Origin of the sequence: Paraburkholderia sp. GV068, from assembly GCF_003058125.1 — a bacterium.
In the GTDB taxonomy this organism is placed as follows: Bacteria; Pseudomonadota; Gammaproteobacteria; order Burkholderiales; family Burkholderiaceae; genus Paraburkholderia; species Paraburkholderia graminis.
Genome location: NZ_QBUB01000010.1, coordinates 283665 through 291341, shown reverse-complemented (window position 1 = coordinate 291341; position 7677 = coordinate 283665). Strand labels below are relative to the sequence as shown.

Here is a 7677-nt window from a genome sequence, read left to right as displayed (position 1 = left end):
CAATCTGAGCCAGGATCAAACTCTTCAGTTCAAACCTGTTACTGTTTTCGGGCTCTTTCGAACCCGGTCGCTCACTCAACGTACTGACGAAGTGTTCAACCATCTCTCGATGACCAAACCTTCCTTTCATTACTGTGTGAGACTTGATACTTTCGCTTTTCGCCCGGCTCCGGAGTAAACCCCGCAACCCGGCGCGCGTCGCGCATCAAGCGCCCACACTTATCGGCTGTTAGTTTTTAAAGATCGGTTCGCACACTTCACAGCGCCCACTGCAACCACCCGGCACTGCTTCGTTCTGCGTCGCTGCATCAGCAGCAGAGAAGCGAGATTATGAAGAACTTCCGTCGCGCCGTCAACAGGTTTTTGCTACTGCCTGAACCTGCCGCCACCGCTGGAAGCCTTGCCGCTATTGGCTCTCCCGCTTCCCGTGCCCCGGCGTCCGGAGCACGAAAGAGCGAGATTCTAGCGAGCCGGCTGGCGCCTTGCAAGCGTTATTTCCACATAAGGAAATTGCCCCAAAACGATTGTCACGAGCAATGAAAACCGGACCGTTCAACCTCCCGCAATCGCGCGCTTACGCATGACGCGCTCCACTACTGCGAGGTAGTGATCGATACCCGGCGTCGCGCGATTTTCTTCTTTTGCGCGGTCGTCCCATTTACGCAGACGCAGCGCGTCCCGTGCGTATGGCTTCTCGAGAAACGCTTCGGCTTCGTCGCGACTGAAGATCCCGCCTTGCAACTGCAGACTTCGCACCGAATCGGCGGAAAGCTGGTCGAAATACGCGTCGTCGATGGCGCAAAGGCAGCGCTTTGCGTCCACATGCAGGCGAATCGGCTCCAGTACCGCGTCCGGCAACACGGCCCGTAGGAACGGCAACGCGAAGTACTGATGCAGATCGTCGATGCCCCGCTCCGTCGGCGTCGCGCCTTGGAGGTTCAGCAAATGCCCGAGGTCGTGCAAAAACGCAGCGGCGACGAGTTCGTCGTTCGCGCCCGCTTCTTCCGCGAGTGCGCCGCTTTGCAATGCATGCTGGAGTTGCGTGACCGGTTCGCCGCTATAAGCGATGCCGCCATATTGCTCGAATAGCGAACGGATGTCGCTCACACTCAGTGCCACGCCGTCACTCCCACGGTAAAGAAAAAGTTTTCAGATTGGTAAAGCTCTTCATCGCTTCCTGAACGCCTTCCTTATAGCCGAGGCCCGAATCCTTGATTCCGCCGAACGGCGTCAACTCGATCCGATAGCCCGGCACTTCCCACACGTTGACCGTGCCCACCCGCAACTCGTTGATGAAACGCGTGATCGCGTCCTGTCGGTTCGTGCACACGCCCGACGACAAACCGAATCGCGTGCCGTTGCTGATGCGGATAGCGTCGTCGAGCGTGTCGAACGTGATGATCGGCGACACCGGCCCGAAGGTTTCCTCGCGCACCACGCTCATTTCCGGCTCAACTCTGTCGAGCACCGTCGGCGAATACAGCGCGCCATTGCGCCGATTGCCGGCAAGCAAACGCGCGCCGCCCGCAATCGCCTCGTTCACGCGCGATTCGAAAAGCTGCGCCGCCGCGACGTCGATGACCGTGCCCATCTGATTGGCCGCATCGAATGGATCGCCGAAGCGCCAGGCCCGCGTCTTCTCGACGACCAGCTCGGCGAAATCCGCCGCGACGCGTTGTTGCACGAGCATCCGCTTGACCGCCGTGCAGCGTTGACCCGAGTTCTTGTACGAGCCCTGCACGGCGAGCGTCGCCGCGCGCTCGAGATCGGCGTCGTCGAGCACGATCAGCGGATCGTTGCCGCCCAACTCGAGCACGACACGCCGATACGCCGCCTTCGCCGCGATGTATTTGCCGATCGCCACGCCGCCCGTGAAGGTGACGAGTTCAGCCAGCGGATGCGTGATCAGTTCATCGGCGATTTCGCGCGGGTCGCCGGTCAGCACTTGCAGCATCGGCGCGGGCAAACCGGCCTCGTACAGAATGTCGGCGAGATAAAGCGCCGATAACGGCACCTTCTCCGACGGCTTCACCACGACGCGATTATTCGTCGCGATTGCCGGCGCGATCTTATGCGCGACCTGGTTCATCGGATGGTTGAACGGCGTGATGGCGACGATCACGCCGGCGAGCGGCTCGCGTTGCGAAAACACGCGCCGCCGCTTGCCGTGTGGCGTCAGATCGCAGGCAAAACTCTGCCCGTCGTCGCGCAATGCTTCCATCGCGGCGAACTTGAACACGTCGGCGACGCGGCCAATTTCATAGCGCGAGTCCTGCTTCGACAGACCCGATTCCAGCGAGATCAGATCCGACGCCTCTTCGGTTCTCTCGCGCAACAAAGCGGCCGCGCGCTCGAGAATCTGCGAGCGTTCATAGCGCGTGAACTTCGGCTGATAAGCCGCGGCGTACTCGAACGCGGCGCGCACGTCGTCGACGCTTGCAAGCGCCGCCGTGCCCACGCGCGTACCCGTGTACGGATCGAACACGTCGAACGAGCGAGGACGCGCCGCGCGTTCGCCTTCGAGCCGCAGCGTTTCCGCCCGGAAGGCCGGATGGTCCCGCAGCGTCGTGTTCATGATGCCGACACGCGGTTCAATGCGACGTCGAAGATATCGAAGTTGCGCAGCCGCCGGCCACTGTCCGCGGTCGGCAATCCCTCTACGCGCCGATTGAAAAGCAGCGGCACTTCCTGTTCCGACAAGCCGCCATGCGAGCGCAACGGCACGGTCAATCCGGAAAGATCGTGCTCGTCGCGGCGTGTGCCGAGCACGACATGCTTCGTGCCGATCACAACAATGTCGCCGACGCGGTCGTTGGGCAACTCAAACCGTTCGCACGCGGCGCGGTTATCGAGCGCGAGTTCGACTCCCGCAAGGCCGCGAATGCGCTCAATGACCTGCGCAGCGCTCACATCGCGTGGCAAATAGATTGTCGCGAACGAACCGAGCGCGCCGTGATGCACCACGTACGGGTCCGTGATCGGCAGAATCACGCGCGCCTTGCGAGCGCCGAGCCATTCGTCCAGCACGTCCTGCAGATAGATCACGTTCGGCTCGCCGGTTTGCGGATCGTGCTTCGCGTTCATGCCGTGATCGGCGGTCAGTCCGATCACCCAGCCGAGCGCGTCGAGTTGCGCGAGATAGCCGTCCATCATCGCGTAGAACGCGTTCGCGCCTTCGGTGCCCGGCGCGAATTTGTGCTGGATGTAATCGGTCGTGGACAGATACATCAGGTCGAGCGTGCGCGTTTGCGCGAGTCGCACGCCTGCCGCGAACACGAACTCCGACAGCGCCGCGCTGTACACGTCGGGCAGCGGCAAGCCGACCAGATCGAGCACTTCGTCGATGCCGTTTTTCGCGCGCGTCACCGTGTCCGCTTTTTCCGCCGAAAAGCAGATGCCGTTCAACTGCCAGCCCAGCAAGCGGCGCAACTTGTCTTTCGCGGTGACGACGGCGACCGCCGCGCCGGCTTCGCTCGCGGCAGCCAGCAACGTGCCGGCGCGCAGATAGGCCGGATCGTTCATCATCACCTCGGCGCCCGCGCCGCCGTTCGCGTCGGGGTCCCAGAAGTAATTGCCGCAGATGCCGTGCACCGAAGGCGGCACGCCGCACACGATCGACAGATTGTTCGGGTTGGTGAACGACGGGATCACGCAATCGCCCTTGAACGCCGCGCCGCCCTTCAGCATCTTGCCGATGAACGGCGCAACGCCGGGCGCGACCGCCGCCTCGAGATAATCGAACTCACAGCCGTCGACGCACACCACGACCGTCGGCCGCGACGGCAGCCTGTAGCGGCGGCCGTTGACTTCGATCATCCGCCCAACCGTTTCTTCGTTCGTGCTTGCCATTGTTCCCGTCCCTGCGTGCCGCGCACGCGTGCTCGAGCCAATCGGTTAAACCCACCTCATCGCTTCACTCGTCCGACGCTGGCGTAAATCGCGCCGCATCCAACTGCCCTGCCGCCGCGCCGCCTTCCTCGCACGCCGCATGCGCGCGCTGCAAGCCGCCGTGCACATGAGCCTGCATCAGCGCCGCGGCACGCGCGGCGTCGCGTGAAGCCAGCGCGGTCAGAATCGCACGATGCTCGGCAAGCGAGCGCTCCATCGCGTCGGCATGCACGACCAGCGCCGCACGACGAAAGAGACTCAGCTCGCTCACCAGCCTTCGATACGTCTCATACAGCTTCACATTGCCGGCCGCCGCCACGATCGCATCGTGAAACGCGACGTTGGCACGCGCATACGCGTCGGCGTCCTGCGTGTCGAGCGCGGCGCGCATCGCGTCGAGCCAGTCGCGCAGCACCGCCAGTTGTTGCGCGTCGATGCTCGCGGCCAGCATGCGGCACGCTGCCTCCTCGAGCACGGCGCGCACCGCGTAAATTTCGTCCGCCTCGGCGAGCGACACCGTCCGTACGAACACGCCGCGGTTCTTCTCGGTGCGCACGAGCCCCGCCTGCTCCAGCGCCCGAAACGCCTCGCGCACCGGCCCGCGCGACACCCGCAGACGCGCGGCCCACTCCGCTTCGTTGAGCTTGTCGCCCGGCGCAAGCTCGCCCTCGACGATGTGCCTTTCGATTTCGTCGCGGACCAGCGCCGTCAGCGAATGCCTGCGCACAACCTCAATCGGATCGACAGAAGCAGTTTGCATATATTCGGTCATTTTGACAAATTTCGCCACATCGAAAAGGACATTTGCGCGACGGCGTCTCGTGAGCCAGACGCGCAACGCAAGCAGGGAAATCGTGAATGCGGGCTCAGTCGATCCGGCGACGCGGCACGCGCGCCGCAATGACGAGCAGCGCGGCGAGCGAAACGAGCAGCAAGATCAGCGACAGCGCCGACGCCGGCAGGTAATAACCACGCTCCACCTGACCGACGACCACGATCGGCACCGTCGCGAAGCCCGGCGGATAAACCGTGAGCGTCGCGCCCAGTTCGCCGAGCGACAACGCGAAGCCGAGCGCGAGACTCGCGCGGATCGCCGGCACGAGTTGCGGCAGCACGACGCGGCGCAGCACCATCGACGGAGGCGCGCCGAGGCTCGCGGCCGCTTCGCGCAGAACCGTCAATTCGGGGCGCAGCGCGGCGGCCGCGCATCGGTAGCAAAACGGCAGCACCAGCGCGAGCTGCACGAACACGACGATCGCCGCCGAGCTCGACAAATCCACCGGCCGCTTGTGATACGCGATCAGCACCGCGAGCCCGAGCACGACGCTCGGCACGCCGTTGGGCATCATCGCGATGGTGTCGACGAAGGCGCCGAGGCCGCGCCGGTCGCGTCCTTCGAGCGCAAGCGCGAGCCAGAGCCCGAGAATCGTGCCGAGCACGGCGACGCCCATGCCGATTTCGAGGCTCGTCGTCAGCGCGTCGAAGTCGCTCGACGAGAGCCGTTCGAACCAGCGCGTGCTGAAGCCGTCGGGCAGGATCGTGCCCGACCAGTGAGCCGCCACGCTCGATAGCGCGACCACGATCACCGGCAACACGAAAAGCCAGAAGCACAACAGCGCCGCAAAGCCGAGGAACAATCCGCCGAGCATTCTGACGACGAGACTGCGGCGCACGGGCCGCGCCTTCATGTGCATGACCGGCAGCACGGTCGGATCGAGTTCATCGGCCATGACCCGCTCCTTTCACCTTGCGGCGATTGACCTGGCGGTACAACGCGTACAGCGACAAAGACATGACGAGCATCACGACCGCGCCGGCGGCAGCCGTCGGCAGATCGAGATCGACGGTGGCCGAACTGTAGATCGCGACCGGCAACGTGATCAGATGCGCGCTGCCGAGCACGAGCAGAATGCCGAACTCGTTGAGCGTGAGCAGAAAGCACAGGATCGTGCCCGCCGCGATGCCCGGCCACGCGAGCGGCACGATCACCTTGAACGCGACCATCCAGCCGTTCGCGCCGAGGCTGCGGGCGGCTTCGATCAGGCGCATGTCGAGCGTCGCGAACGAGGCCAGCGTCGGGCGAACGACGAACGGCGCGTAGAACACGACTTCCGCGAGAATCACGCCACCCACGCCGAACAGAAAATCGAGCGGCGGCGCCTGAAGATGAAAGAGCCGCTGCAAGCCGATGCTCACCGAGCCCTGCGAGCCGTACAAAAAGATCAGCGTGAAGGCGACGAGGAACGACGGGAACGCGACGAACAGTTCGAGAAAGCGCGTGACGAGGCGCGCGCCGGGAAACGGCTTGAAGAACAGCAGCGAGGCAAGCGCCACGCCAAGCAGCGACGCGAGTCCTGCGCTCGCGAACAGAATCCACAGCGTCGTGCCGATCACGCCGCGCGTTTCCGGATTGCCGAAGAATGCCGCGTACGCTTGCAGACCGAAGCCATGCGGCCCGCTCAAACTCAGCGCCACCAGCCGCACGAGCGGATAGATGACGAGCGGTCCGAGCACGACCACCGCGATGAACAGCAGATGCCATTGCGCCGCGCGCTGGCGACGCTTCACCGCGGCGCGATGCGAGGCGGCGCTCGCGCTGCGGCGAGCGTCGGCGGCTGCGGAAGCCGACGCCGATGCGGTCAGCGAAGCCGGCGCCTCAGGGCTTGATAAGGACGACATCGTCAGCCTCATAACGCAGGGAAACACGCGCGCCTTTCTCCGGCATCATGCCGTGGCCGCGCTGCATCGTGACGAGCACCGGTTCGTTCGGCATTGCGTCGAGCATGACGGAAACCGACAACACCGCGCCATACCATTCCACCGACGCGATCGCGCCATGCAAGTGCCCTTCGCCGAGCGGCACGATGCGCAGCGCCTCGGGCCGCAGACAAGCGACGCGCTCACGCTCGTTATAGCGCGCGTCGTCCATGCTGAAAGCGACTTGCGGCGGCAGCAGATTGGCCGCGCCGAGATAGCGCGCGACGAACGCGTCGGCCGGCGCGTCGTATAACTGTTGCGGCGTGCCGAGCTGCGCGATGCGTCCGTCGCGCATCAGCAGCGTGCGGTCCGAGAGCACCAGCGCGTCGTCCTGATCGTGCGTCACGCAGACAATCGTCAGATGCGGCAGGCGCTCGTGCAGTGCCTTGAGTTCGGAGCGCACCGACGCGCGCAGGTTGGCGTCGAGGGCCGAAAGCGGCTCGTCGAGCAACAGCACGTCCGGCTCGATCACCAGCGCGCGGGCGAGTGCCACGCGCTGCTGCATGCCGCCCGAAAGCTGCGCGGGCATCACATGCCCGGCGTCGCCGAGTTGCACGAGCTTCAACGCATCGGCGACGCGACGCGTGATGTCTTTCGCCGATATGCGCCGCGCGCGCAAGCCGAACGCGACGTTCTCGAACACCGACAGATGCGGAAACAGCGCGTAGCTCTGGAACAGCAGACCGAGATTGCGCTTATGCGGCGATACGTGCGTGAGATCGTGACCGGCAACGGTCAGCGTGCCCGACAACCCGTCCGCCTCGATGAAACCGGCGATGAAGCGCAGCAGCGTGGTCTTGCCGCAGCCGCTGCGGCCGAGCACGGTCAGCAACTCGCCGCGCTGGATCGTCAGCGACAGATCGTCGAGCACGGTGCGCGAGCCGAAGCGCACCGTCAGATGGTCGATCTGGACGCCGCCGGGCGCGTCCGAACGCGCCGCGCCGAGGGCGTCCGGCGACGCGCCGAGCGCGCCTGGATCAGCAAGACTGGCGGTATTCACCGGGTTCATCCTCCAACAAGATTGATGCGCGT

7 protein-coding genes are annotated in these 7677 nt (G+C 64.5%); all 7 read right to left on the bottom strand.

The features are described 5' to 3' along the window. Positions 1-552: 552 nt before the first annotated feature. Positions 553-1119, bottom strand: a complete 567-nt coding sequence (locus C8K18_RS21485) for a phosphonate degradation HD-domain oxygenase (protein ID WP_107709646.1) — start codon at positions 1117-1119, stop codon at positions 553-555. A gap of 4 nt (positions 1120-1123) precedes the next feature. Continuing rightward, positions 1124-2575 carry a phosphonoacetaldehyde dehydrogenase gene (phnY, locus tag C8K18_RS21480; protein ID WP_107709644.1) on the bottom strand — a complete coding sequence of 484 codons (1452 nt, stop codon included), beginning with the start codon at positions 2573-2575 and terminating at the stop codon, positions 1124-1126. Then, positions 2572-3849, bottom strand: a complete 1278-nt coding sequence (phnA, locus tag C8K18_RS21475) for a phosphonoacetate hydrolase (RefSeq protein ID WP_107709642.1) — start codon at positions 3847-3849, stop codon at positions 2572-2574. The genes phnY and phnA overlap by 4 nt, the downstream gene beginning before the upstream one ends. 64 nt (positions 3850-3913) lie before the next feature. Then, entirely contained in the window at positions 3914-4660 is a 747-nt protein-coding gene (locus C8K18_RS21470; protein WP_006053230.1) for a phosphonate utilization associated transcriptional regulator, read from the bottom strand. A gap of 94 nt (positions 4661-4754) precedes the next feature. Further along, on the bottom strand, positions 4755-5618 hold the full coding sequence (gene phnV, locus C8K18_RS21465; protein ID WP_006053231.1) for a 2-aminoethylphosphonate ABC transport system, membrane component PhnV: 864 nt from the start codon (positions 5616-5618) through the stop codon (positions 4755-4757). Continuing rightward, a complete protein-coding gene (locus C8K18_RS21460) occupies positions 5608-6567 on the bottom strand; it encodes a 2-aminoethylphosphonate ABC transporter permease subunit (protein ID WP_053860213.1) in 960 nt (319 codons plus the stop codon). Before C8K18_RS21460 ends, phnV begins: the two co-directional genes overlap by 11 nt. Further along, on the bottom strand, positions 6545-7645 hold the full coding sequence (phnT, locus tag C8K18_RS21455; RefSeq protein WP_006053233.1) for a 2-aminoethylphosphonate ABC transport system ATP-binding subunit PhnT: 1101 nt from the start codon (positions 7643-7645) through the stop codon (positions 6545-6547). The genes C8K18_RS21460 and phnT overlap by 23 nt, the downstream gene beginning before the upstream one ends. Positions 7646-7677 lie beyond the last annotated feature (32 nt).